Here is a 25,882-nt window from a genome sequence, read left to right on the forward strand (position 1 = left end):
CCGCCGTGGGTCACCAGATCTGAACCCGTTGCGCCTCCGGCAGATACAACGCGTCGGTCGGGGCCACCCCGAACGTCGAGTAGAAGTCGGGGAGGTTGCGCACCACCTGATTGCACCGGAACTCGCCGGGTGAGTGCGGGTCGGTGGCCAGCTGCTCGGCCAGAGCGGCCGGGCGGTCCTTGCTGCGCCAGATGCGTGCCCACGACAGGAACACGTCGGTCCGGTCGAAGTCCTTCTGGCCGTCGGACCCCGCAGCGATCGACGCCGCCGACAATGCGATGGACAACCCGCCCAGGTCGGCCAGGTTCTCGCCGACGGTGAGGGCGCCGTCGACGTGCTGATCGGGCTTGAGTCCCTGCGGAACCAGCGTGTTGTACTGCGCGATGAGGGCGTCGGACTTCGTGGTGAAGGCAGCGCGGTCGGCCGCGGTCCACCAATCCCGCAGGTTGCCGTCGCCGTCGTACTGCGAGCCCTGATCGTCGAAACCGTGACCGATCTCGTGGCCGATGACCGCACCGATCCCGCCGTAGTTGACCGCGATCTCGGCGTCGGGACTGAAGAAGGGGGACTGCAGGATCGCCGCGGGGAAGACGATCTCGTTGAAGGTGGGGTCGTAATAGGCGTTGACGGTCTGCGGCGTCATCTGCCAGTCGTCCTTGTTGACCTTCGTGCCCAGTTTGGCGGTCTGGCGCCTGGACTCGAAGGCGTATCCGTTGCGGTAGTTCGCCACCAGGTCGGTGCGACTGATCGTCACGTCGGAGTAGTCGCGCCACGTGTCGGGATACCCGATCTTGACGTTGATCTTGCCCAGTTTGGTCAGCGCCTCCTTGCGGGTCGCGTCGCTGAACCAGTCGATCTTCTCGAAACTGCGCTTGTACGCCTCGAGCAGGTTGCCGACCAGCTTCTTGGCGTCGGACTTCGCGGTCGACGAGAAGTGTTGCTTCACATACTTCTTGCCCAACGCCTCGCCGAGCAGGGTGTCGACCACCGTCACCCCGCGCTTCCAGCGCTCGGGCTGCTGCTCGACGCCGTTGAGAGTCTTGCTGAAGAAGTCGAAGGAGGCGTCGGCGAACGCCGGTGACAGGTAGCGGGCGTAGCTGCGCAGCACGATCATGCGGATGTAGTCGCGCAGGGTGTCGATAGGGGTGTCGCGCCACACCGTGCCGACCGTCGCGCTGACCTTGTTCCCGGTGAGCACCACGCGCGAGAACTGCGACTCGGTGGCTCCGAGACCCGAACGCCATGCCTCCCAGTCCATCCCGGGTGCCTCGGCGGTGAACTGTGCCCACGTCTTCGGGTTGTAGGTCGCCTTCGCGTCGCGGCTCTCGACGGTCGTGAGATGCCCCTTCGCGACCGCGGTCTCGACGGACATCGCGCGGGTCGCGACACCCCCAGGGTCGGCGAGCCCGGCCTCGCGGGCGAGGGTCGTGAGGAACTCGACGTACTGGGCGCGGGTCTTCGCGTAGCTGTCCTCGCGGTAATACGACTCGTCGGGCAGACCGATGCCGGACTGGACGATGTTGGCGACGTATCGGGTGGCGTTCTCCTGGTCGGGCGCGACGTAGAAATCGATGATCCCGGAGCCGCCCGCGGTCGACAGGGACGCGAGGCCCTGCGTCAGTTGGGTTTTGGTCTGCGCCGCGGAGATGGCGTCGAGGAGCGGGGTGACGGGACCGACCCCGGCGGCGGTGATGGCCGCGGTGTCCATGTAGCTGGCGTAGAGGTCACGCACCTTCGCGTCCTCGCCGGTGGCCGAGGCGGGGATCTTCTCGATGATGGCGCGCAACTGTTCCCGCGCGGTGTCGTCGAGTTCGGTGAACGTCGCGAAACCGGCCTTGTCGGCGGGGATCTGATAGGTCTTCAGCCAGCTCCCGTTGACGTGGCGGTACAGATCGTTCTGCACCCGGACGGTGGTGTCGGCGCCGGAGAGGTCGGGGGTGATGGTGGGCCGCGGCGTCGAGTCGTCACCGCACGCGGACAGGAACCCCGCAGCCACCACACCGCCCACCGAGGCGAGGAACGCCCGGCGTCCCAGCACGAGTGGGTCCCGGACGGGTGCGGCAGATCGGTCGGCGCGGGGGTGCATCACGAGTGGAGTTCTCCGTTCGCTTCGGTGGACGTGCTCTCTGACGGATCGGGGGTCGCATCGGGTTCGGGTGCGTCGGCGGTGACGCCGTCGCGATCGGCCCACTCGAGCAGGGTGTCGAGGCGGTGTGCGACATCGTCGATCTCGGCGTGCAGGTCGCCGAGGCGGGCGAACCTCGCCGGCACGGTGGCGATGGTGAAATCCCGCGGGTCGACGTCGTCGATCTCCGACCACTCGATCGGCGTCGACACCGTCGCATCGGGGTTGCCGCGCACCGAGTAGGCGGCCGCGATGGTGTGATCACGGGTGTTCTGGTTGTAGTCGACGAACACCGCCGTCGGATCGCGGTCCTTGCGCCACCAGGTGGTGGTGACGTCGGTGGGGTTGCGGCGCTCCACCTCTCGCGCGAAAGCGAGTGCGGCCCGGCGGACGTCGGTGAACGACCACTCCGGTTCGATGCGGACGTAGACGTGCAGCCCCGACCCGCCCGAGGTCTTGGGGAAACCCCGGATGCCCAGTTCGTCGAGGACCTCGTGGGCGACGTGGGCGGCGCGACGGACCTTGTCGAAGTCGCAGTCGGGCATCGGGTCGAGATCGATCCGCCACTCGTCGGGCTTCTCGGTGTCGAACCTGCGTGAGTTCCAGGGGTGGAACTCGACGGTCGACATCTGCACGGCCCACGCCACGGTCGCCAGTTCGGTCACGCACACCTCGTCGGCGGTGCGCCCGTACCGCGGGAAGTAGATCTCGACGGTCTCGAGCCACTCCGGCGCACCGGCCGGGATGCGCTTCTGGTGCACCTTCTGCCCTGCCACGCCTTTCGGGTAGCGATGCAACATACACGGACGGTCGCGGAGGGCGCGGACGATCCCGTCGCCCACCGACAGGTAGTACTCGACGAGGTCGAGTTTGGTCTCGCCGCGGGTGGGGAAGTAGACGCGGTCGGGGCTCGAGACGCGCACCGTCCGGTCACCCACGGTGAGCTCGACGGGAGAGCCGGCGGATTCGGCTGCCATGGATCGACCCTAGGCGAGTGCGCCCCGCAGCGCGGCGCACTGGGCGTCGAAGAAGTCCCGCGTCACCGTCGCGCCGGGGGCGGCCTTGTCGAAGGCATGGAAGGCGCCCGGCACCACCACGGTCTCGCACGCGACACCCGCCTCGGTGAGCCGTCGCGCGTAGGCGAGGTCCTCGTCGTGGAAGAGGTCGTTGGTGCCGACGCCGATCCAGGCGGGTGGCAACCCGGCGAGGTCGGCGCGACGGGCGGGTACCGCTCGGTCGCGGTCGGTGTCGCCGAGGTAGGACGACCACCCGTAGGTGTTGGACGCCCCGCTCCAGAGTCGATGCCCCCGCGCGGAGTCCGCATCGGGGGTTGGGGTGCGGTCGTCGAGCATCGGGTACACCAGCAACTGCAGGGCCGGGGTGAACTCGCCCTCGTCGTGGACCCGCTGCGCGAGTGCCGCCGCCAGACCGCCACCCGCGCTGGCGCCCCCGATGGCGAGCGCGTCGCTGTTCACCGTCGGCTGGTCGGCCAGCCACCGCAGGGCGGTGAGGCAGTCGTCGACGGGCGCGGGGAACGGGTGTTCGGGTGCGAGTCGGTAGTCGACCGCGGCCACCGTGATGCCCAGAGTCCGCGCGAAGCGAGCGCACAGGGCGTCGTCCTGGCGCGCGGTGCCGAACAGGTATCCACCACCGTGTATCCACACCATCGCCGGAGCCGGGTGCTGCGCTGTCGGCGCCGTCGGAGGACGGTGCACGCGGACCGATGCGCCCGACGGCAGGCGCACGGTCTCGACGCCGCGGTCCGGTACGAGCGCGAGAAGCCTCGTCGCGGCGCGCACCAGCGGCACCGTGCGGGCGTTGATCGGGTTGCGCGGCAGCAGGCGGCTGATCCGGCGGAGCTCGGCGTGGATCGGGGTCGTCGTCACAACGGACACACTAGGCGGGTGATGAGGCCGACTAACGGCTGTTCGATCGATGTCCGCGCGCGATGGGTGGCGCCGCTCCCCGCCGATGGGATAGGCGTCGCTACCGGTAGCCTGCGTCCATGCCTGAATTCGTGACCCTCGAGACCAGCGCCGATCACCCCGGGGTCGGGACGATCCTGCTCAACCGGCCGCCGATGAACGCCCTCAACCGGCAGGTCCAGCAGGAGCTCGCCGACGCCGCGCTCGCCGCGACCGAGGACGACACGATCAAGGCCGTCGTCGTCTACGGCGGCCCGAAGGTGCTCGCCGCCGGCGCCGACATCAAAGAGATGAACGACATGACCTTCGCCGAGATGAGCAAGGTCGCCGGGCGGTTGCAGGCGGGCCTCGGTGCGATCGCCTCGATCCCCAAGCCGACCGTCGCCGCGATCACGGGCTATGCCCTCGGCGGTGGACTCGAGGTCGCCCTCGGCGCCGACCGGCGCATCGCCGGCGACAACGCCAAGCTCGGTGTCCCCGAGATCCTGCTGGGTGTCATCCCCGGCGGAGGCGGCACACAGCGCCTCGCGCGTCTCATCGGTGCGCCCCGTGCCAAGGACATGGTCTTCACCGGACGGTTCGTCGGAGCGGAGGAGGCGTTGCGGATCGGTCTGGTCGACGAGGTCGTCGCGCCCGACGAGGTCTACAACGCCGCGCTCGCGTGGGCGTCGAAGTTCGCAGGTGGCGCCAGTGTCGCGCTGGCCGCGGCGAAGGCCGCCATCGACGAGGGCCTCGACACCGATCTCGACACCGGACTCAAGATCGAGGCGCACCTGTTCGCCTCGTTGTTCGCCACCGATGACCGCGCCATCGGCATGAAATCCTTCGTCGACAACGGGCCGGGCAAGGCCTCCTTCACCGGTAAGTGAGCTGCACATGACCGCCTCCCCGCACGATCCCGCACCCAATCCGCACGCCTCGGCCGAACAGGTGCAGGCCGCGCTCGCCGACACCAAGCTCGCCCAGGTGCTCTATCACGACTGGGAAGCCGAGACCTACGACGAGAAGTGGTCGATCTCCTACGACGAGCGCTGCATCGACTACGCGCGCGGTCGGTTCGACGCCGCCGGGGCCACCGAGACGCTGCCCTACGGGCGTGCCCTCGAACTCGGTTGCGGCACCGGGTTCTTCCTCCTCAACCTGATGCAGTCGGGAGTCGCCGAGCGCGGTTCGGTGACCGACCTGTCGCCGGGCATGGTCAAGGTGGCGCTGCGCAACGGAACGAACCTCGGCCTCGACGTCGACGGCCGTGTCGCCGACGCGGAGACGATCCCCTACGAGGACGACACCTTCGACCTCGTGGTCGGACACGCTGTGCTGCACCACATCCCCGATGTCGAGCAGGCGCTGCGCGAGGTTCTCCGCGTCCTCAAGCCGGGCGGCCGCTTCATCTTCGCCGGCGAGCCGTCGACGATCGGTGACTTCTACGCGCGCTGGCTCAGCCGCGCGACCTGGGCCGCGACCACCACGGTCACCAAGCTCGGTCCGCTGCAGTCGTGGCGGCGACCGCAGGCCGAACTCGACGAGTCCTCGCGCGCCGCGGCGCTCGAGGCCGTCGTCGACATCCACACCTTCGATCCCGCAGAGCTGGAGGCGATCTCGCGCAGCGCCGGCGCCGTCGACGTCTCGACCACCACCGAGGAGTTCGCCGCGGCGATGCTCGGATGGCCGGTGCGCACCTTCGAGGCGGCCGTGCCGCCGGAGAAGCTGGGCTGGGGCTGGGCACGTTTCGCCTTCGGTGGCTGGAAGCGCCTCACCTGGCTCGACGAGAACGTCCTCCGCAAGGTCGTGCCCCCGAAGTTCTTCTACAACATCGTCATCACCGGCCGGAAGTCTCAGTAGCCTTCGCCGTCAGTAGGGTAGAACGCACTACGCCCACCCGAAATACACTTGCGTTCAACACTATTCACTGAAATCAACCTCCCAAGTATCGAACATCCGTGCTAACCTGGATGTACAGAACCACCTGGGGAGGGGGTAGTACGTGAGCGATCTTGTCGCGAAATACGCTGCCCTGCAAACCCTTGTGAAAGAGATTGCCGAAGAGGCCTCGGACGCCTACGACGACGAGACAGTCGCGCAACTGGCGATCACCCATGAAACCGCTGTCCGCCAACTCGCGTCCATCGGTAACCGCCGCATTCTCGAGGTCTCCGACCGCGACGCGCACCGCGCCGTCGGGTGTGTGACCCTCACCGAGTTCCTGCAGACCAAACTGCGCATCACACAACCAAAGAAGCGTCTGACACAAGTGCAGGCGCTCGAACCGATGCACGCGATGACCGGCGAGAAGCTACCGCCGGTGTGCCCGAACACCGCTCGCGAACTGGCCGCAGGTTCGATCGGCCCCGACCACGTCCACGCCGTACTCGACGTGATGAACAAGATCCCCACCGCGGTCGAACCTGAACACCGCGCCTTTGCCGAGAAGGCTCTCGCCGAGTTCGCCACGACGCTCACACCCAAGGAGCTCGGCGCGGTCGGAGTACGCATCCTCGCGCACCTCGACCCCGACGGCACCCTCACCGACGACCGCGATCGGGCTCGGAATCGGAAACTGTCGCTGGGGTGCCAGGACTCGCAGTTGATGTCGAAGCTCACCGCGACACTCGATCCGATGACGCGCGCTCTGTTCGACGTTGTGTTGGCGAAATGGGCGGCTCCTGGGATGAACAATCCGGATGACGAGCAGTCCCCGAAGGGCGATCACGGTGATGCCGATCCGGAATTGCTGAAACAAGCAGCCGACCGGGACTGCCGCTCGCAGAGTCAACGCAATCACGATGCGCTGAAGGCTCTTCTCGACGCCGCAGTCACCGGCGGACTCCTCGGCGGGTCACATCGCGGACTGCCGTCACAGATCATCGTCTCGATCACCGACGCCCAGCTGCGTGAACACGCCGGCATCGCACGCACCGCCACCGGCAGCGACCTCCCGATCACCGATGTCGTGAAATTGGCCGCTGACGCCCAGACCCACCTCGCGGTGTTCAGCGACATCACCAACGAGCCACTCTTCTTCGGACGATCCCGGCGCCTCGCCTCACCCGCGCAACGGCTGATGGCGTTCGCCAAGTACAAGGGCTGCAGCAAAGACGACTGCTCGGTCCCGTTCGCGCACACCGAGATGCACCACGCCGAACAGGATTGGGCCGACGGCGGCACTACCGACTCCACCGACATGGCGCCCGCGTGTGGACCCCACAACCGCGCCGTCGGGACTGAGCCGCACCAATGGACCACCGAGAAGATCACCGATGGACCCGACCGCGGCCGGTACGGCTGGCGACGCAACACCGACCCACCTGACGCCCTTCGCGCCAACCAGCTGCACCGGATCGATCAACTGCTGCAACGGCATTCGACCAGTCGTGATCCATGGATCGACCCGCCGACAGTCGAAGAATCGCCCCGGGTCCTCGACATCGAACACCAGCTCGCCCACCTCGTGGCCGAGCGGCGCACGCGTGCCCCACGGATCGACGTCACCTGGCCCCGGTGGCCGATCACCTGGGCGGCGTGAGAGCGATCAGCTCTTCGGTGCGTCGAAGAAGTAGATCTCGCCGAGATTGGTGGCCGTGGCGACACGACCCGACGCCGACACCGCCACGCCGGTCGTGAACCCGACCGCCTGCGGCAGATCGAGCGTCCGCTTCGTGGTGCCGTCCGACGACGACACCTCGAGCAGCTTCAGCGCCTTCGTCTGCGGGTTGCGCGCCACGACCCACGCGGTGCCGGCCTCGGTGAGCGTTGACAGGCTGACCGCCTGGAGATCGTTGCGGCGCCACCCGGCCTCGGCGCGGTCGCCGCGGTCCTTCACCGAGATCAACGGTGCACCGATCACACCGGTCGGGATGATCGTGCCGTCGGGCGACACCGTCATCGTCCCGAAGCCGTACCCGCCGATGAAGTAGTCCCACTTGCGTTTCCCGGTCGCGGCATCGAGGGCATAGATGCTGCCGAGCCGGTCGAACACGTAGAGCGTCGTGCGGTCCGACGACAGCGTGGGTGTCCCGATCACGCCGCTGGGGATCTGGGTGGTCCAGCTGTCACGCAGCGCGCGGTCGCCGTTGACCTCGCTGTAACTCAGCGCCCGTACCTCCGAGGCGATCGCACCCTGCGGCCAGAAGTTCAGATAGAACCTCTGTGCCTGCTCGTCGACCGCAGGGCTGGCGCCGATCGCACAGTTCGGCCCGGCCGAGACACAGTCGCCGAGACCGAACGACGGCTGCGACGCGTCGGCATCGGGTCGCAACGACACCCCCGGGGCCACGGCCTGACCGGTCTGCGAATCCAGCAGCAGCACCTGCCCCTGTGTCGTCGTCACCAGCACCGTGCCGGGCGCGGCGAACTTCGCCGACACCGGCACTCCGACGGTGGGGAAGCGCCACCGGATCCCGCCGCTGCCCGTGTAGGCCAGGAACAGGCCGGCCTCCCCGAGGTACACGTTGTCGTACTGGTCGACGAGCATGGAGTTCAGTTCGACACCGGCGGCCATCCGCTTGCAGAAGTTCTTCCGACCGGCGCGCGAATCCAGCACGAAGACGTTGCAGCCGTTGTCGGTTCGTGACGTCACACCGACGTTCTGGCGACCCGAGATGGTCAGCGGCGCCGAGATGGGACCCCCGGTCGGGCGGGTCCACGACAGCTCCAGATCGTTCGGTGAGGTCGGGTAGGCGAAGTTGGAGTTCGAGGCGTTGCCGCCGTAGCTCGACCACCCGGCGCTCGGGATCGACCGCACGTCGTCGGTGCCGTCGGAACACGAGCTGACGGCCACGGCGGCGACGGCGAGCACCGCGGCGACACGAGCCACTGCCGCGGCGCCGGTGGGCCGTCGCGTTCGGGTGCGTCGCATGGTGCTCCTTTGCGGTGATCGATCGACGGTGAGCCTATCGCGAGGCGGGTCGGCCCCGGCTCAGGCGGTGACACGCCTGGCGTTAGGGTGTGAGGCCATGACGAGCATGTGGAACGCCTCGCTGCGTTCGCGGCGACGCGCCGGACGGCGTCGCGATCCTGCTCAGACGCGGTTTCTCACGCTCGACTCCCTGCGGTGGGTGATCAGCCACCGCGCCTGGACACCCTGGTACCTGGTGCGCTACGTCCGCCTGTGGCGCTTCCGGATGGCCAACCCGCACATCGTGTTGCGGGGGATGGTGTTCCTCGGCCGCAACGTCGAGATCCATGCGACGCCCGAGCTGTCCCGCATGGAGATCGGTCGGTGGGTGCACATCGGCGACGGCAACTCCATCCGCTGTCACGAGGGCTCGCTGCGTATCGGTGACAAGGCGGTGTTCGGCGCGAACAATGTCGTCAACGCCTACCTCGACGTCGAGATCGGCGCCTCCACCCTCGTCGCCGACTGGTGCTACATCTGCGACTTCGACCACCGCATGGACGACATCACCGTCCCCATCAAGGACCAGGGGATCGTGAAGGGACCGGTTCGTATCGGCCCCGACACGTGGATCGCGGCCAAGGTGTCGGTCCTGCGCAACACCATCGTCGGGCGCGGGTGCGTACTCGGCTCGCATGCCGTGGTCCGCGGCGTCGTCCCCGACTTCTCGATCGCGGTCGGCGCGCCGGCGAAGGTGGTGCGCAACCGGGCGGAGGCCTGGGAGCAGGGCGCGCAGCAGCGCGCCGAACTCGAACGCGCGCTCGCCGACATCGAACGCAAGAAAGCCGCGGCCCGCCCCTCGTAGGAGCGCACCCGGCGATCGCTCAACGGAGCAGTTTGACCTGACCGGCGTCGAGCATCGAGGCGAACATGTCCTCCAACGACTCCCGCATCGGTCGGTACGAGATCCCCAGCGCGCTGCGACTCTTCGAGCTGTCGAGGCGCAACGGCCGTCCCGAACAGCGCTTCACGAAACGACGGTCGCGACCGACGAACGGGGCGACGGCCACCAGCACCGGGATCGGCAGCGGGAAGCGGGGGAGCGGACGTCGGCGGCCGAAACGGGGCAGCAGCGCCTTGCCCATCTCGAGCAGGTCGGTGTCGGCGGCCGACAGGATGTGGCGGCCCTTCGCGTCGGGCAGGAACGCCGCCCGCACGTGCGCCGCGGCGACCTCGCGGACGTCGACGACGCCGATCTTGATGCGCGGCGCCCCGAACGCCATCATGCCGTTGCCGAGCTGGCTGACGATCGCGAAACTCTCCGATGTCGGATTCGGCCCGATCGCGGGTCCGATCACCAACGACGGGTTGATCACCACCAGCTGCCACCGCGACTGCGCGTCGGCGATCTCCCAGGCCTTCTTCTCGGCCAGGGTCTTCGACAGGTTGTACGGCTCGTAGTCGAGCGTCGCCGAGGTGTTCCAGTCGTCCTCGTCCAGTGTGCCGCCGGCGCGCTCGCAGTCGACGGCGTCGGTGTAGATCGCGGCCACCGAACTGGTGAGCACCACCCGACATACCGACTCGGTGCGGTTGGCCGACTCGAGCACGGTGCGCGTGCCCTCCACCGCCGGATCGACCAGTTCCTTCTGCGGGTCCTTCACATCGGTGGTGAACGGCGACGCGGTGTGGAACACGACGGCGCACCCGGCCATCGCCTCGTCGTAGGAGCCGTCACGCAGCAGATCGGAGGCGAAGAAGCGGATCTCACCGGGCGCGTTGTCGGCCAGTCGGCGCAGGTGTGCGGTCTTGCGCTCGTTGTCCGGATCGCGGACCGCGGCGTGCACGGTGACCCCGGCGTCGAGCAGATCCGAGATCAGCCATCCGGCGACATAACCGGTGGCCCCGGTGACCAGAACAGGCGAGGTGGTGTCGATGTCGAAGTCCATGCGTGCAGGCTAACCGGCGGTGGTCGCGGGACGACCACGGCTTCTCGACATCCGCTTTCGCAAAGATCCGGTTCCTCGGATGTCCGCTTTCTCGGATGTCCGCTTTTCTCAGATGTCACGGTCGGGGAGGGGACGTTCCACGATCGACGGCCGGCCCAGGTGGTGTCGGATCCTGCGTTTGGCCCCGGTCAGCACCTCCGCGGTGCGTTCGGCGATCAACGGCCACGAGAACTCCTCGGTGAGCCGGTCGCGAGCGTTGCGGGCCCGTCGCTGCGCCGCGGCCGGATCGTCGAGCACCGCGCGGACCGCCGTCGCGAGCCCGGCGATGTCGCCGGGGAGGAAACTCGAACCGGTGAGCCCGTCGGCGACGGCCTCGCCGAGACCGCCGGCGGTCGATGTGACGAGCGGGGCGCCGGTCGCGGCGGCCTCCAGTGCCACGATCCCGAACGGTTCGTAGCGACTGGGCAACACGATGGCGTCACACGCCTGCATCAGGGTGATCAGCCCGTCGTGGCCGACCGGTCCCGCGAACGACACGGCGCGCGACACGCGGTGGCGACGGGTGAGTTCACGCAGCCAGGTCTCCTGCGTGCCGTCGCCGGCGATGGTGAGCGTGGTCCCCGGGTGGGTACGACGGATCCGCGGCAGGGCGGCGATGAGGTCCTGGATGCCCTTCTCGTATTCGAGGCGCCCGGCGTAGAGCAGCGTGGGCGGGCCGCCTCCGGCGCGGCGTGGGGCGAACGGCCACGTGGTGATGTCGATGCCGTTGTGGATGGTGTGGATCTCGGCGAGGTCGGGCCCGAACAGTCGGGTGACCTCGTCGTGCATCGACGCCGAGCAGGTGATGAGTGCGTCGGATTCCTGCGCGAGCCACCACTCGACGGAGTGCACCTGACGGTTGATGGTGCCGCTGACCCACCCGCTGTGGCGGCCGGCCTCGGTGGCGTGGACGGTTGCCACGAGCGGCACGTCGAAGAACTCGGCGAGGGCGATCGCGGGGTGGGCGACGAGCCAGTCGTGGGCGTGCACGACATCGGGCCGCCACAGCTCGCCGTCGAGGGATCGGATCCGCAGGCCGGAGCGGATCATGCTGTGCCCCATGGCCAGTGTCCACGCCATCATGTCCTGGGCGAAGTCGAAGGCGGGCGGGTCCTCGGCGGTGGCGATGACGCGCACACCCTCGGACCGGATGTCGGTGGGCGGGTGGCTGACCGCGTCGGACCCGGTCGGTCGACGCGTCAGCACGACGACGTCGTGTCCGGCGGCGGCCAGCGCGACGCTGAGCTGGTGGACGTGGCGTCCCAGCCCGCCGACCACCACCGGTGGGTACTCCCACGAGACGACCAGGATCCTCATCGCGGCAGCCGCCGTGCGTCGAGTCCGGCGAACAGGGTGTCCGCGCGGTGCCAGTCGTCGGCGAGGCGCGCAGCGAGCCGGTCGCGTCCGGTGGCCACCGCTCGGGCGATCTCACGGGTGGCGTGGGCGTGTTTGTGGGCGCGGTCGCGGGCGTATCCGGCCGCGGAGTCCTTCGACACCATGAACGCCCAGTCCGACGCCACCGTCATCAGTGCCTCGCGCACGATCTGGTCCGACACGCGGTCGCGGGTGCCGCGGAAGGTGTCGAGTCGCTTGTCGACGGTGTCGAGTGCGGTGCGGACCACGTCTCGGTTGAGCTCGACGAGGTCGGTGACGGCGGGTCCGTCCCAGACGCGCCAGTCCTTGCCCGACCCCCACGACGACGGGCCGAGATCGACCGGGTCGCCGACGAATCCGCGGTCCCGGGCGTCGGCGAGGGTGCCGACGCGGACACCGATCTCGGGTAGCCGCCGCAGCACCGCCTCGAGCCACTGCGGTCCCTCGTGCCACCAGTGTCCGAACAGTTCGGTGTCGAAGGCGGCGACGACGAGCGCCGGCCGACCGATCCGTGCGGACTCGTCGATCAGCCGTTCACGGACCCGCGCCGCGAAATCCTCGACGTGTGTGTCGATCGCGGCCTGCGCGCGCTCGGGGTCGTAGGGCGCCTTGTCCGGCCCGGCGACACCGCGCCCGGTGACCCGGGCGGGTTTGAGACCGAAATCGTGGTCATAGGTGTGGAAGTCGCGGTAGGCGGCGTGACCGGGATACCCCGACCGCGGCGACCACACGCGGTAGCTGATGTCGAGGTCGCGCCCGAACGCGACGACGTCGGAGCCGCGCACCGGGCGTCCGAGCGCGGTGTCACCGTGCAGGGCAGGGCCGTCGACCATGAAGTGGGTGACGCCCGCCGCGTCGTACTCCTCCTCCATGCCGGGAGCGAAGGCGCACTCGGGAGCCCAGATCCCCTGCGGCGTCGTACCGATCCGCGCACGGGTGTCGGCGAGACCCTCGGCGAGGGTGAACCGACGCATGCGGGGATCGAGCAGCGGCGAGAAGGAATGTGCCAGCGGCCCGCCGAGCACCTCGACGGTGCCGGCGTCGACCAGGGCGCGCAGACCGGCCGATCCGCCGTGGCGCCAGTGGGTCTCGAAGTCGGCGAGGGCGGCACCGGCCGCACGGAACTCGCGGCGCCCCAGTGGCGCCGACGCCGGGCCGGCGGTGGCGGCGTCGGTCGCGCGCAGCTGCCACGACGCCAGCCACTCGTGCATGGCCGACAGGCAGTGGGGGTCGTCGAGAGCGGCGGCGAGGACCGGGGTGACCCCCAGACTGATCTGACCGGTGAGGCCGTCGGCGGCCAACCGTCGCAACACCGCGAACAGCGGTTGATACGACCCGGCCCACGACTGGTAGAGCCATTCCTCGCCGACCGGCCACCGGCCGTGATGGGCCAACCACGGCAGATGCGAGTGGGCGACGAGTGTGAACTGCCCGGGCACCTCTTCGGCGCCGGAACGCGGCGTCACCGCAGGACGGCGACCGCGAGGAGATCCAGACTGGCCTCGATGTCGTCGGCGTGGATCTCGAAGTCGCTGGTGAGGATGCTGCCGACGTCGGCGGTCAGGGCGACCGGCCAGGGCTCACCGGCGAGCGCGCGATCGATCTGGGCGCCGATGAACGACCCGTTCCATCGCTTGTCGAGTGCTCGCAGTGCCGGTCCGTGGTGGACGCCCAGCATCGAGGTGATCTCGAAGCCGTTGTCGGTGAGGAGTTCTCGCAACTCGGTGGGGTCGAGTTCGCGCGTGTGGAACGGGTTGAGCGGCGTGTCGCGGCCGGGGGAGAAGGTGATGCGGTTGGGCGTGCTCATGAACAACGTGCCGCCCGGCCGCAGCACGCGGGCGCACTCGCGGACGAACAGCGGCTGATCCCAGAGGTGTTCGATGACCTGGAAGTTGACGACCGTGTCGACGGAGTCGTCGGGCAGCGGGAGGTCCACGAGGTTGCCGCGGTGGACGACGAGACGCGGATAGCGGCCGCGGGCGTGCTCGACGGCGGTGGCGTCGTAGTCGACGCAGATCACCTCGGTGGCGACGTCGGCGAGCATGTCCGCGCCGTACCCCTCACCCGAGCCCGCCTCGAGGACCGTCGCGCCGGCACAGTCGTCGAGGACGTGGGCGTAGGCGATCTCGTGACGGCGGAACCAGTAGTTCTCCTCGGCGATGCCGGGGGCGGTCCGCTCCCCGGTCAGCACCATGGTCTGCACGGCGAGGTTCCCGGCGGCGGGTCCGACGTCTCCGGTGGTGTGCGTCATCGGGGCGTTCGTCATTCGGGGGAGCCTAGTGGCAATCACCGCGGTGGCGTTCGGGTCCCGGTCGGCGGTGGTGTGAGCGATGTCTCCGACCGCCGCCCGACCTGCTACTACGCAGTGTCCTACAGGGCCGGATATGGGGATACAGTGGAGGGGAGCGCTTTACCTTACCGGGCAGTAAGTTTACGGTGAGTTCACGAATTTCCGAGCTGGAGGTCGATGAGGACCATGACGAACATCGTCGTTTTGATCAAGCAGGTTCCGGACACCTGGTCCGAGCGCAAGTTGTCCGATGGCGACTACACGCTGGACCGCGAGGCCGCCGACGCGGTGCTCGACGAGATCAACGAGCGCGCCGTCGAGGAGGCGCTCCAGATCAAGGAGTCCAGCGGTGGTGAGGTCACCATCCTGTCCGCCGGACCCGAGCGCACCACGGACGCGATCCGCAAGGCGCTGTCGATGGGTGCCGACAAGGCCATCCACATCAAGGACGACCAGATGCACGGCTCCGACGCCGTTCAGACGGCCTACGTCCTGGCGCGTGCCCTGGGCACCGTCGAGGGTGTCGAGCTGGTCATCGCCGGCAACGAGGCGACCGACGGCCGCGGCGGCGCGGTGCCGTCCATGATCGCCGAGTACCTCGAGCTCCCGCACCTGACGCACCTGCGCAAGCTGACCGTCGAGGGCGACACGCTGACCGGTGAGCGCGAGACCGACGAGGGCATCACCCACGTCCAGTCGCAGCTGCCCGCGATCGTCAGCGTGAACGAGAAGATCAACGAGCCGCGCTTCCCCTCGTTCAAGGGGATCATGGCCGCGAAGAAGAAGGAAGTCCAGGTCGTGAGCCTGGCCGAGATCGGCGTCGAGTCCACCGATGTGGGCCTCGACAACGCGGGTTCGACGGTCACGTCGTCGGTCCCCAAGCCGCCGAAGACCGCGGGTGAGCGGGTCACCGACGAGGGCGACGGTGGCACCAAGGTCGCCGAGTACCTCGTCGGCCAGAAGATCATCTGACCCCCGACACCCGACACACACAGGAGCGTAAGAACATGGCAGAAGTACTGGTACTCGCCGAGCTGGACGCCGAGGGTGCACTGAAGAAGGTCACCTCCGAGCTCATCACCGCGGCGCGGTCGCTCGGCAGCCCGTCGGTCGTCGTCGCGGGCAAGCCCGGCACCACCGACAGCATCATCGACGGTCTCAAGGAGGCCGGCGCCGAGAAGGTCTACGCCGCCGAGTCCGACGACGTCGAGGGCTACCTGATCAGCCCCAAGGTCGACATCCTGGCCGCGGTCGCCGAGCAGGCGTCGCCGGCGGGCATCATCGTCGCCGCCAACGCCGACGGCAAGGAGATCTCCGGACGTCTCGCGGTGCGCCTCGGCTCGGGCATCCTCTACGACGTCGTCGAGATCAAGGACGACAAGACCGGCGTGCACTCCATCTTCGGTGGCGCGTTCACCGTCGAGGCGCAGCCCAAGGGTGACATCCCGATCTACTCGATCCGTCCCGGTGGCGTCGAGGCCGCACCGCAGGCCGGCGCGGGCGAGCGCGTCGATGTCGAGGTTCCCGCCCCGGCCGCCAACGCCGTCAAGATCACCAAGGTGGAGCCGATCGTGGGTGGCGACCGCCCCGAGCTGACCGAGGCGTCGATCGTCGTCTCCGGCGGCCGTGGCGTCGGCAGCGCCGAGAAGTTCTCGGTCGTCGAGGAGCTCGCCGACTCGCTCGGTGCCGCCGTCGGCGCCTCGCGCGCCGCCGTCGACTCCGGGTACTACCCGGGCCAGTTCCAGGTCGGTCAGACCGGCAAGACCGTGTCGCCGCAGCTGTACGTGGCACTCGGCATCTCCGGTGCCATCCAGCACCGCGCCGGCATGCAGACGTCGAAGACCATCGTCGCGGTCAACAAGGACGAAGAGGCACCCATCTTCGAGATCGCCGACTACGGCATCGTGGGCGACCTGTTCGACGTCGCGCCGCAGCTGACCGAGGCGGTCAACAAGCGCAAGTGATCAGCTGATCATCACCCTCTCCACCATGTGACCCCCGGCGCTGCGCCGGGGGTCACATGCTTGTCAGGCCGCATTCACCCTGGCCGGGGGAGTTCATCGGGTCTCCACCGACACGACACGCGAGCGGTGCTGCCGTGTCCGGTTCGCCAACTAGACCTGTGGCCATGGGTAATTCACCGATCTCCACACTGCGGCGACCGGTCCGCGGGACCGCGCAGCCCCTGCTCGCCGGGGCACGCTACGCGCTGTCGGTCTCCTCGGCACCCGAGGACGTCGAGGCCGCGCAGCGCCTCCGATACACGGTGTTCTCGACCGAGCCCGGGTTCGACGGCTCCATGGACCGCGCGGTCGACGGCCGCGACACCGACCGCTTCGACGACCACTGTGACCACGTCGTCGTCCGACACATCCCCACCGACGAGGTCGTCGGGTGCTACCGGATGCTGCCCCCGCCCGGCGCCATCGCCGCCGGCGGTCTCTACACCGCCACCGAGTTCGACCTCAGCGCACTCGAGCCCATCGCCGCCGAGACCGTCGAGATGGGGCGGGCGTGCGTGGCCCCGGCCCACCGCTCGGGCGCGGTGATGTCACTCATGTGGTCGGGCATCCTCCGGTACCTCGACCTCGCCGGCTACCGCTTCGTCGTCGGCTGCACCTCGGTACCCGTCGACCCCGCTGACGGCACCCCGCCGGCCGCCGTCGTCCGCGCGGTCCGCGACCTCGTGCTCGCGCGCCACCGCGCGCCCTGGGAGGTCCACCCTTTGCGACCGGTCGTGATCGACGGCCGCACCCTCGACGACATCGCCCCGGCGGTCGGCACACCCACACCGCCACTGCTGTCGGGGTATCTGCGCATCGGGGCGCAGATCTGCGGCGAACCGGCCCACGACCCCGACTTCGGGGTCGCCGATTTCGTCACCGTGCTCGACACCACACGGGCCAACATCCGATATCTCGACCGACTGCGGTCGGCCGCCGACGCCGCGCAGGCGTGAGCAGAGAGGCAGTCATGACCGACACCACCGTGACCCCGATCGACCCCCGACACACCGACACCGCCCGACACGCCTGGTTCCCCTCGAGCCCCTGCGGGGCGGGCTGCATCACCGACCCGCCGACCACGCGGGGCCGCGGCGCCATCGCGCTACGCGTCGCCGCAGTGGCGGCCACCGTTGGCTGGCTGGTCCCCGTCGGGGCGATGGTGCAGGTTCTCCCGCGGCCGTTGCGACGACGCTTCATCCGCGTGGCGGCACGGTCGCTGCTCGGCGCTCTGGGCATCGCGGTCGAGATCGACGACCGGCGACCGTTCGCCGGTCGGGGCGCGGGCCTCGTCGTCGCCAACCACACGTCGTTCCTCGACATCGTCGCCATCGCGACGGTCGTCCCGGCCCGCTTCGTCGCGAAATCCGAACTGCAGGGGTGGCCGGTGATCGGCGGATTGGCGCGACGACTCGGCGTGATCGGCATCCACCGCGAGTCGTTGCGGCAGTTGCCGAGCGTGCTGGAGCAGATGGTCGAGGGGCTTCACGCCGACGACGCCGTGGGCGTCTTCCCCGAGGGCACCACCTGGTGTGGACGGTCGGGTGGACGTTTCCGCCCCGCGCTGTTCCAGTCGGCCGTGGACACCGGGGCGTCGGTCCTGCCGGTGCACGTCGGGTTCCGTGCCGGCGACCGCGACATCTCAGACATCTCGACGATCCCGGCGTTCATCGGGGACGACGACCTTCTCGACACCGTGCGTCGCATCCTCGCGACCCGCGATCTGACGGTCTGCGTGCGCCTGCACGAACTGCAGTTCCCCGGCACCGACCGCCGCGAGCTGGCTCAGCGTTGCGAACGTCTGGTGTTCGGGCCGGTGCCCCTGCCGCCCGCCGCCGCCGACCTCGAGCGGGTCCACGCGCTCACCCTCGCCGGCTGACCCTGCCCGGATGAGCCCGGCCCGGGTGACCCCTGACGAGTGACCCCGTGACCCCCGCGGGCCGCTCGTGGCCCGCGGCACACCGACGGCCGAAATGTTCGAGGCCTGCGCACCGTTATCCTTGGACGACCATGCCCATATCCGGTGACGACCCCGTCTACCTCGACAACGCCGCCTCGACAGCCATGCTGCCCGAGGCCGTCGAGGCGATGACGCGGATCATGGCCGACCCCGGCAACGCCTCGTCGTTGCACGGATCGGGTCGGCGCGCCCGCAGGCACCTCGAGGAGGCGCGCGAGTCCGTCGCCGCCTCCCTCGGTGCGCGACCCTCGGAGATCATCTTCACCGCCGGCGGCACCGAGAGCGACAACCTCGGTATCAAGGGCATCTTCTGGGCACGTCGTCGCGCCGACGCGCGGCGTCGGCGCATCGTCATCTCCGCGGTCGAACACCACGCGGTGATCGATCCCGCGCAGTGGCTGGCCGATCGCGGCGACGCCGATCTGGTGCTCCTGCCCGTCGACGCCGACGGGGCCGTGTCACCCGCGGCGCTGCGCGCCGAACTGGCCGCCCACCCGCACGACACCGCACTGGTGTCGGTGATGTGGGCGAACAACGAGGTCGGCACCATCGAACCCGTCGCCGACCTCGCCGCGGTCGCCGCCGAGTTCGGCGTCCCCATGCACTGCGACGCGATCCAGGCCGTCGGCCACATCCCCGTCGACTTCACCGCCGCGGGTCTGGCGGCCATGAGCATCGCCGGCCACAAGTTCGGCGGTCCGCACGGCGCGGGCGCCCTCGTGCTCCGGCGCGACGTCGAGTGCGTGCCGTTGCTGCACGGCGGTGGTCACGAGCGCGACATCCGATCGGGGACGCCCGACGCTGCCGCGGCGGTCGGGATGGCCACCGCGCTGCGCGTCTCGGTCGCCGGACTCGACGAGTCGATGGCGCGCGTCGCGGCTCTGCGCGACCGGTTGCTCGACGCCCTCTCCCGCACCGAGGGCTGCATCGTCAACGGACCGCTCGGTGAGCGCCGACTGCCCGGGAACGCCCACGTCGCGTTCCGCGGATGCGAGGGCGACTCGCTGCTGATGCTGCTCGACGCCCACGGCATCGAGTGCTCCACCGGGTCGGCCTGCACCGCGGGTGTCGCGCGCGCGAGCCACGTCCTGCTGGCGATGGGGATGTCGACCCCCGACGCCCGCAGCAGCCTCCGGTTCTCGCTGTCGCCGTCGACGACCACAGCCGACGTCGACCGTGTCGCTGCCGTCATCGACGAGGTCGTCGACCGCGCCCGCACCGCGGGCATGGCCAGCGTCTCGGCGGGGGAGTACTGATGCGCGTCCTCGCCGCCATGAGCGGCGGCGTCGACTCGGCGGTGGCCGCCGCACGCGCGGTCGAAGCGGGCCACGACGTCGTCGGGGTGCATCTCGCGCTGTCGACCGCACCGGGCACCCTGCGCACCGGTAGCCGCGGCTGCTGTTCGAAGGAGGACGCCGGCGACGCCCGCCGTGTCGCCGACATCCTGGGGATCCCCTTCTACGTCTGGGATTTCGCCGACCGCTTCAAAGAAGACGTGATCGACGAGTTCGTCGGCGCCTATGCCGCGGGCGAGACCCCGAACCCGTGCCTGACGTGCAACGAGAAGATCAAGTTCTCGGCGCTGTCCGAACGCGCCGAGGCACTCGGTTTCGACGCCGTCGCGACCGGCCACTACGCCCGCCTCGTCGACGGAGAACTGCGTCGCGCCGTCGACGAGGACAAGGACCAGTCGTACGTGCTCGCGGTGCTGACCGAACGGCAGCTCGCGCACGCGATGTTCCCCATCGGCGACACCCCCAAGAGCGAGATCCGGGCCGAGGCGGCGCGCCGCGGGCTCGCGGTGGCCGACAAGCCCGACTCCCACGACATCTGCTTCATCCCCTCCGGCGACACCCGTGCGTTCCTCGGGGCGCGGATCGGGGTCCGGACCGGCAAAGTCGTCGACGCCGTCACCGGCGAGTCGCTCGCCGACCACGACGGCGTGCACGGTTTCACCATCGGCCAGCGCAAGGGACTCGGGATCGAGTCACCCGCCGCCGACGGCTCGCCGCGCTACGTCACCGCCATCGACTCCGCGACCGCCACGGTCACCGTCGGTCCCCGCGACCGCCTCGACGTGTGGTCCATAGACGCCCACCGCGCGGTGTGGACTCGCGGCACCGCACCCGACGACGAGTTCGACTGTGTCGTCCAGGTCCGCGCGCACGGCGGACTGGCCCCGGCCCGGGTGCGTGCGGCCGCCGACGGAACGGCGTTCACCGTGGAGCTCGGTGCACCGCTGACCGGTGTCGCACGCGGCCAGGCCGCGGTGCTCTACCGTCCCGACGCCGCGCGCGGCGACGAGGTCATCGGCTGCGGCCGCATCGTGCGCGCGTGAGCACCGCCGATCTCCCGGGTCCGCCGACCGGGGTGGCCACCGGGGTCGGCTCGATGCCCGGCCGCGACTCGCGCGCGGCGGCCGAGATCGTCGCCGGCGAGGTGGAACTCGTCGCGCTTCCCGAGCTGCCCGACCGTGGCATCGGCTCCGACATGATCGGACGGTGCGCCGCCCTTCTCGTCGGGATCCCGATGGACGTCAGCGCGTCGGGGTACCGCCTCGCCACCGGGACGTCGATGATGGCCCGCCGCGCCCGCGACATGCTCAGCGCCGACCTCGACGCGATCGAGGAGATCTGGGAGACGCGGGGACTCGGCGGCGACCACCCCTGGGTGAAGGTGCAGATCTGCGGCCCGTTCACCCTCGCCGCGTCGGTCGAGATGGCCAACGGCCACAAGGCACTCCACGACCGCGGGGCATGGCACGACCTCGTCGGCTCCATCGCCGAGGGCGCGGCGAATCACGCCGCGGAACTGCGCCGCAGGCTCGGGGCGGAGGTCGTCGTCCAGATCGACGAACCACTCGTCGACCGGGTCATCGAGGGAAGCATCACGCCGCTGTCGCGCCTCGACGTCATCGACCCGGTGCCGGCGGCGACGGTCGCCGAGCATCTCGACACCCTCGTCGACGTCGTCGGTGGACCGGTGATCCTGCACCACTGCGGCCGCCGGTTCCCCTGGCAGGTCGCCGCCCAGACCCGCTTGTGGGGCGTCTCGCTCGACATCGACTCGATAGGGGTGCGCCGCGGCTCCACCGCCGACCTCGACGGCTTCGGCGAGCTGATCGACCGGGGCACCGTGGTCGCGCTCGGCGCCGTACCCAGCACGCGACCGACGCCCGAACGTCACGTCGAGCACGTGGTCGACGCCGTGACCGCACTCGTCGACACCATCGGCATCTCCCACGACGTGTTCACCGACCAGATGATCATCACCCCGACCTGCGGGCTGGCCGGTGCCGGCACCGACTGGGCACGCGCGGCGCTCACCCTGGCCACCGACGTCGCCGAGGCCCTGCCCCAGCAGTAGGTCGCGGCGCGCGTCAGGCCCGGATGGTGACGGTGGTCCCCACACCGGCCCATCGGTACAGCGACGCCATCGTGGCCCCGGGCACGTGCACACACCCGCGCGAGCCGTTCGTGCGGTATTTCGGGCTGCCGTAGTCGAAGTTCTGCCACGGGGAGTCGTGGAACCCGAAGTCGCCGAAGAACGGCATCCAGTAGTGGACGAACACCCGGTAGTCGGAGCCGACGAGATAGCGGTCGGTCTCCTCGGCGACGATCTTCCACGTCCCCGTCGGTGTGCGGTCGGTGCGGTTGTCGATCCCGGTGGTGACGTAGGAGGCCTCGACCAGCGACGACGCATCGCACATCCGCATCCGCTGCTCGGAGATGCTGACCACGACCGATTTGCCGCCGTCGACGCCGCGGCAGGCGGCGGTGTCGGCCGCGGCGATCGAGGACGTGGTCGGCGCGACGCCCGACCGTGAGGGGGCCGCGGAGGTGACGGCCGCGGTCACGGCCCGCGGTGAGGACGACGTCGAGGTGAACGACCCCGCCACCAGGACACCCGACACGATCAGGGCCAGCGGCACCACGATCAACGCCCACCAGTAGTCGCGCGACCACCCCGTGAGGTCGTTTCGCAGGCGAAGGGGCATGGCCACCAGGATGGCACAGGAGGACGGTCGTCGATGTCAGCGCTGGTCGAGCAGGCGCACGAGTCGCGCGGGGGCGATCCGGCGATAGCTCGCGTCGATCAGCTCCCCGACCTCGTCCCAGTCCGGTGCGTCGCCCGACACGTCCCCTCTCCCGGACAGATCCAGGCCCAACCACCCGGACGGGCCGAGATAGGCGGGCACGAAAACCCGCGGATCCGACCGCAGCGCGTCGGCCTCGGCCGGGTCGGGGAGGACCAGGATCGACTGCTCCCTGCGCTCACCACCGCGGATGGACCCGCCGTAGTGACAGAACACACGACCACAGCGGAACGTCGGGCGCCCGTGTGCGACGACCTCGGTGGCCTCGGGGAACGCCCGCGCGATGTCGCGGACGCGCCCGAGCACGGGATCGTCGTCGTCGAACATGATCGGGTGCGGCACGCCGTCGAGAATCCCACATCGCAGGGCCAGGCAGGCCCGGTCTGGCCGCCTCGGCTGTCGGTGCCCTCGACTAATCTCACGCAGGTGGACGACAGCACCCAGGGCACCGGGACTTCGACAGACAGGACTTCGACAGACGGGGCCTCGACCGACCCGAGTTCGACCGATGCGGACGTGCGTGCACAGTGGGCGGAGTTGGCCGAGGAGGTCCGCGAGCACCAGTTCCGCTACTACGTCAAGGATTCCCCGGTCGTCACCGACGGCGAGTTCGACGCGTTGCTGGGCCGGCTGCAGCAGCTCGAGGCCGACCATCCCGAACTCGCCACCCCCGACTCGCCGACCGCTCTCGTCGGGGGAGGCTTCGCCACCGAGTTCGCCGCCGTCGACCATCTCGAGCGGATGCTGTCGCTGGACAACGTCTTCGACGCCGACGAGATGCGTACCTGGATCGACCGCGTGGAGGCCGACGCCGGCACGGGTCTGGACTACCTGTGCGAGCTGAAGATCGACGGTGTCGCGCTGGCGTTGGTCTACGAGAACGGCGTCCTCGTGCGCGGGACGACCCGCGGCGACGGGCGCACCGGCGAGGACGTCACCCTCAACGCCAAGACGATCGACGACATCCCGCACCGGCTCACCCCCAGTGACGACCACCCGACGCCGGAGATCCTCGAGGTGCGGGGGGAGGTCTTCTTCCGGGTCGAGGACTTCGAGGCGCTCAACGCCTCGCTCGTGGCCGAAGGGAAGGCCCCGTTCGCCAACCCCCGCAACTCCGCCGCGGGATCGCTCCGGCAGAAGAACCCGCAGATCACCGCGCGCCGTCGCCTCGGGATGATCTGCCACGGCATCGGCAAGCTGCAGGGGTACGCGCCGGAGTCGCTGCACGAGGCCTACCTCGCACTCGGGGCGTGGGGTCTGCCGGTGTCGGACCACACCACGAAGCTCTCGGGTGCGCAGGAGATCCTGGACAAGATCGCCTACTGGGGTGAACACCGCCACGACGTCGAGCACGAGATCGACGGCATCGTCGTCAAGGTCGACACCACCTCCCTGCAGCGTCGGCTGGGCTCGACCTCACGGGCACCCCGATGGGCCATCGCCTACAAGTACCCGCCCGAGGAGGCGACCACGACCCTGCTCGACATCGAGGTCAACGTCGGTCGCACCGGTCGGGTCACCCCGTTCGCGAAGATGGCCCCGGTCCTCGTCGCCGGGTCGACGGTGTCGATGGCCACACTCCACAACGCCTCGGAGGTCAAGCGCAAGGGCGTGTTGATCGGTGACACCGTCACCATCCGCAAGGCCGGCGACGTGATCCCCGAGGTGCTCGGACCCGTCGTCGACCTGCGGGACGGCAGCGAACGCGAATTCGAGATGCCCACCCACTGCCCCGAGTGCGGCACCGAACTGCGGCACGAGAAGGAGGGTGACGCCGACATCCGGTGCCCCAACAGTCGGTCGTGTCCGGCGCAGCTGCGGGAGCGGTTGTTCCACCTCGCCGGTCGGGGATCGTTCGACATCGAGGCGCTCGGATACGAGGCGGCCACCGCTCTGCTCGGCTCGGGTGTGTTGGAGAACGAGGCCGACCTGTTCTCCCTCACCGCCTCCGACCTCACCACCGTCGGGTTGTTCACCACAAAGGCGGGAGCGTTGTCGGCCAACGGATCCCGTCTGCTGGCCAATCTGGAGAAGGCCAAGGACGCGCCGCTGTGGCGTGTGCTGGTCGGTCTGTCGATCCGTCACGTCGGCCCGTCTGCGGCACGCGCCCTGGCCACCGAGTTCGGCACCCTCGAGGCGATCGCCGAGGCCGATGTCGAGGCGCTCGCCCAGACCGAGGGGATGGGGGCGACACTCGCGGCCAGTGTCGTCGACTGGTTCGCCGTCGACTGGCACCGCGAGATCGTCGACCGCTGGCGCGAGGCGGGCGTGCGGATGGCCGACGAACGCGACTCCTCGACCCCACGCACGCTGACCGGGCTGAGCATCGTGGTCACCGGTTCCCTCGAGAACTACTCCCGCGACGGCGCGAAGGAGGCCATCCTCGTGCGCGGCGGCAAGGCCTCGGGGTCGGTGTCGAAGAAGACGAGCTACGTGGTCGTCGGTGAGTCGCCGGGCACCAAGGCCGAGAAGGCCGAACAGCTCGGCGTTCCGATCCTCGACGAGGACGGCTTCACCGCGTTGCTGCGCGACGGACCGCCGCCGGCGCCCGAACCCGAGACGCAGCCCGACGCCGAGCCCGAGAAGGACACGGGGCCCGACGAGGCCTAGGGCAGGGCGAGCACCGTGGTGACGATGCGACAGAGGTAGCCGATCCGCGCGATCTCCGAGGGGCGAAAGTCCGGTCCCCCCGATCGTCCGAGGAGCAGCGCTTTTGTGCTCACCCCGTCGGCGGCCACCCCGACCGGCGCGGCCGCCATGCGAGTGTCGGAATCGCGCCACGACTGCGGCACCCACGCGGCGTCGGGGTCGAGCTGGGTGGCGACGCCGATCGGGAGGAAATCGACCCGGGTCAGCTGGGTCTCGGGCGCCCCCGAGCTCGCGAACAGCTGGATCACCCCGTCGCCGCCGGTGGTGATGACGGTGCTCCACGACACCCGCAGCACGCGCGGGGCGTTGTCGACGAGGACCTGCAGACGCCGCGGTCCGGCGGCCGAGCCGATCTCGTCGACGAGTTCGAGCTCACGGTGGGTCTCGAGAACACCGGTGTAGGGACGGATGGAGTCCACCCGGACACCGTCGACGTTCTCCGCGGCGGTGATGAGGGTGTCGGGCAGCGATCCGCGGGCGACCTCGACGACGATGTCGTCGACGGCATAGCCCTCACCGCGTTCGACGACGTCGAGGGAGAGGATGTCGGCGCCCACCGACCCCAGCGACACCGCGAGCAGGCCGAGGCTTCCCGGGCGGTCGGCCAGGTAGACCCGCAACAGATACGACACGTCGGTCAT

The 25,882-nt window shown here is 69.5% G+C and carries 23 protein-coding genes; 12 read left to right on the plus strand and 11 right to left on the minus strand.

All coding sequences use genetic code 11. From position 1 onward, the window contains the following. Nucleotides 1-10: 10 nt before the first annotated feature. The 3 genes from ACQ7HM_RS15350 to ACQ7HM_RS15360 are packed head-to-tail and all read right to left on the minus strand — an operon-like array spanning nucleotide 11 to nucleotide 4,011. On the minus strand, nucleotides 11-2,038 hold the full coding sequence (locus ACQ7HM_RS15350) for a M13 family metallopeptidase (protein WP_434217114.1): 2,028 nt from the start codon (nucleotides 2,036-2,038) through the stop codon (nucleotides 11-13). 47 nt (nucleotides 2,039-2,085) lie between these two features. After that, a complete protein-coding gene (gene ligD / locus ACQ7HM_RS15355; RefSeq protein WP_434217115.1) occupies nucleotides 2,086-3,102 on the minus strand; it encodes a non-homologous end-joining DNA ligase in 1,017 nt (338 codons plus the stop codon). 9 nt (nucleotides 3,103-3,111) lie between these two features. After that, a complete protein-coding gene (locus ACQ7HM_RS15360; RefSeq protein WP_434217116.1) occupies nucleotides 3,112-4,011 on the minus strand; it encodes an alpha/beta hydrolase in 900 nt (299 codons plus the stop codon). A gap of 119 nt (nucleotides 4,012-4,130) precedes the next feature. Between ACQ7HM_RS15360 and ACQ7HM_RS15365 the strand changes: the two genes are divergently transcribed. The 3 genes from ACQ7HM_RS15365 to ACQ7HM_RS15375 all read left to right on the plus strand — a co-directional run bounded on the left by ACQ7HM_RS15365 (nucleotide 4,131) and on the right by ACQ7HM_RS15375 (nucleotide 7,573). After that, a complete protein-coding gene (locus tag ACQ7HM_RS15365; RefSeq protein WP_434217117.1) occupies nucleotides 4,131-4,919 on the plus strand; it encodes an enoyl-CoA hydratase/isomerase family protein in 789 nt (262 codons plus the stop codon). A 7-nt stretch (nucleotides 4,920-4,926) separates the two neighbouring features. Beyond that, the gene (locus ACQ7HM_RS15370) at nucleotides 4,927-5,892 is read left to right on the plus strand and encodes a class I SAM-dependent methyltransferase (RefSeq protein WP_434217118.1); all 966 of its coding nucleotides are present in this window, start codon (nucleotides 4,927-4,929) and stop codon (nucleotides 5,890-5,892) included. Between the two features lie 142 nt (nucleotides 5,893-6,034). After that, nucleotides 6,035-7,573 carry a DUF222 domain-containing protein gene (locus tag ACQ7HM_RS15375; protein ID WP_434217119.1) on the plus strand — a complete coding sequence of 513 codons (1,539 nt, stop codon included), beginning with the start codon at nucleotides 6,035-6,037 and terminating at the stop codon, nucleotides 7,571-7,573. A 6-nt stretch (nucleotides 7,574-7,579) separates the two neighbouring features. Here ACQ7HM_RS15375 and ACQ7HM_RS15380 read toward each other — a convergent pair whose 3' ends face one another. Then, complete coding sequence (locus tag ACQ7HM_RS15380) at nucleotides 7,580-8,905, minus strand: PQQ-binding-like beta-propeller repeat protein (RefSeq protein ID WP_434217120.1); 1,326 nt, start codon at nucleotides 8,903-8,905, stop codon at nucleotides 7,580-7,582. A 97-nt stretch (nucleotides 8,906-9,002) separates the two neighbouring features. Here ACQ7HM_RS15380 and ACQ7HM_RS15385 point away from each other — a divergent pair, with 97 nt between their 5' ends. Continuing rightward, entirely contained in the window at nucleotides 9,003-9,749 is a 747-nt protein-coding gene (locus tag ACQ7HM_RS15385; protein ID WP_434217121.1) for an acyltransferase, read from the plus strand. Between the two features lie 19 nt (nucleotides 9,750-9,768). Here ACQ7HM_RS15385 and ACQ7HM_RS15390 read toward each other — a convergent pair whose 3' ends face one another. The 4 genes from ACQ7HM_RS15390 to ACQ7HM_RS15405 form a co-directional block, all read right to left on the minus strand. After that, nucleotides 9,769-10,830, minus strand: coding sequence for an NAD-dependent epimerase/dehydratase family protein (locus ACQ7HM_RS15390; protein ID WP_434217122.1), 1,062 nt, complete (start codon nucleotides 10,828-10,830; stop codon nucleotides 9,769-9,771). A gap of 108 nt (nucleotides 10,831-10,938) precedes the next feature. Further along, nucleotides 10,939-12,186, minus strand: a complete 1,248-nt coding sequence (locus ACQ7HM_RS15395; protein WP_434217123.1) for a glycosyltransferase family 4 protein — start codon at nucleotides 12,184-12,186, stop codon at nucleotides 10,939-10,941. After that, complete coding sequence (locus ACQ7HM_RS15400) at nucleotides 12,183-13,709, minus strand: 1,4-alpha-glucan branching protein domain-containing protein (protein ID WP_434217124.1); 1,527 nt, start codon at nucleotides 13,707-13,709, stop codon at nucleotides 12,183-12,185. Before ACQ7HM_RS15400 ends, ACQ7HM_RS15395 begins: the two co-directional genes overlap by 4 nt. Beyond that, nucleotides 13,706-14,494 carry a class I SAM-dependent methyltransferase gene (locus tag ACQ7HM_RS15405; protein WP_434217486.1) on the minus strand — a complete coding sequence of 263 codons (789 nt, stop codon included), beginning with the start codon at nucleotides 14,492-14,494 and terminating at the stop codon, nucleotides 13,706-13,708. Before ACQ7HM_RS15405 ends, ACQ7HM_RS15400 begins: the two co-directional genes overlap by 4 nt. 225 nt (nucleotides 14,495-14,719) lie before the next feature. Between ACQ7HM_RS15405 and ACQ7HM_RS15410 the strand changes: the two genes are divergently transcribed. The 7 genes from ACQ7HM_RS15410 (at nucleotide 14,720) to ACQ7HM_RS15440 (ending at nucleotide 21,862) form a co-directional block, all read left to right on the plus strand. Beyond that, nucleotides 14,720-15,505 (plus strand): electron transfer flavoprotein subunit beta/FixA family protein, encoded by a 786-nt coding sequence (locus ACQ7HM_RS15410; protein ID WP_434217487.1) that lies wholly within the window; start codon nucleotides 14,720-14,722, stop codon nucleotides 15,503-15,505. A gap of 35 nt (nucleotides 15,506-15,540) precedes the next feature. Further along, a complete protein-coding gene (locus tag ACQ7HM_RS15415) occupies nucleotides 15,541-16,497 on the plus strand; it encodes an electron transfer flavoprotein subunit alpha/FixB family protein (RefSeq protein ID WP_434217125.1) in 957 nt (318 codons plus the stop codon). A 164-nt stretch (nucleotides 16,498-16,661) separates the two neighbouring features. Continuing rightward, on the plus strand, nucleotides 16,662-17,492 hold the full coding sequence (locus ACQ7HM_RS15420; protein WP_434217126.1) for a GNAT family N-acetyltransferase: 831 nt from the start codon (nucleotides 16,662-16,664) through the stop codon (nucleotides 17,490-17,492). Nucleotides 17,493-17,506: 14 nt separating this feature from the next. Beyond that, nucleotides 17,507-18,415, plus strand: a complete 909-nt coding sequence (locus ACQ7HM_RS15425) for a lysophospholipid acyltransferase family protein (RefSeq protein WP_434217127.1) — start codon at nucleotides 17,507-17,509, stop codon at nucleotides 18,413-18,415. A 131-nt stretch (nucleotides 18,416-18,546) separates the two neighbouring features. After that, a complete protein-coding gene (locus tag ACQ7HM_RS15430) occupies nucleotides 18,547-19,752 on the plus strand; it encodes a cysteine desulfurase family protein (RefSeq protein WP_434217128.1) in 1,206 nt (401 codons plus the stop codon). Next, a complete protein-coding gene (mnmA, locus tag ACQ7HM_RS15435) occupies nucleotides 19,752-20,834 on the plus strand; it encodes a tRNA 2-thiouridine(34) synthase MnmA (protein WP_434217129.1) in 1,083 nt (360 codons plus the stop codon). The genes ACQ7HM_RS15430 and mnmA overlap by 1 nt, the downstream gene beginning before the upstream one ends. Beyond that, complete coding sequence (locus ACQ7HM_RS15440) at nucleotides 20,831-21,862, plus strand: vitamin-B12 independent methionine synthase (RefSeq protein ID WP_434217130.1); 1,032 nt, start codon at nucleotides 20,831-20,833, stop codon at nucleotides 21,860-21,862. Before mnmA ends, ACQ7HM_RS15440 begins: the two co-directional genes overlap by 4 nt. A 13-nt stretch (nucleotides 21,863-21,875) precedes the next feature. Here ACQ7HM_RS15440 and ACQ7HM_RS15445 read toward each other — a convergent pair whose 3' ends face one another. Both ACQ7HM_RS15445 and ACQ7HM_RS15450 read right to left on the minus strand, forming a co-directional pair. Next, complete coding sequence (locus tag ACQ7HM_RS15445) at nucleotides 21,876-22,493, minus strand: L,D-transpeptidase (RefSeq protein ID WP_434217131.1); 618 nt, start codon at nucleotides 22,491-22,493, stop codon at nucleotides 21,876-21,878. 36 nt (nucleotides 22,494-22,529) lie between these two features. Then, on the minus strand, nucleotides 22,530-22,934 hold the full coding sequence (locus ACQ7HM_RS15450) for an MmcQ/YjbR family DNA-binding protein (RefSeq protein WP_434217132.1): 405 nt from the start codon (nucleotides 22,932-22,934) through the stop codon (nucleotides 22,530-22,532). Nucleotides 22,935-23,108: 174 nt separating this feature from the next. On the opposite strand from ACQ7HM_RS15450, the gene ligA reads away from it, so the two are divergent. After that, nucleotides 23,109-25,202 carry an NAD-dependent DNA ligase LigA gene (gene ligA / locus ACQ7HM_RS15455; protein ID WP_434217133.1) on the plus strand — a complete coding sequence of 698 codons (2,094 nt, stop codon included), beginning with the start codon at nucleotides 23,109-23,111 and terminating at the stop codon, nucleotides 25,200-25,202. Here ligA and ACQ7HM_RS15460 read toward each other — a convergent pair. After that, nucleotides 25,199-25,882: an amino acid-binding protein gene (locus ACQ7HM_RS15460; RefSeq protein WP_434217134.1), complete on the minus strand. Its 684-nt coding sequence runs from the start codon at nucleotides 25,880-25,882 to the stop codon at nucleotides 25,199-25,201. The genes ligA and ACQ7HM_RS15460 overlap by 4 nt on opposite strands.

Origin of the sequence: Williamsia sp. MIQD14 (genome assembly GCF_051025635.1) — a bacterium.
Taxonomy (GTDB): Bacteria; Actinomycetota; Actinomycetes; order Mycobacteriales; family Mycobacteriaceae; genus Williamsia_A.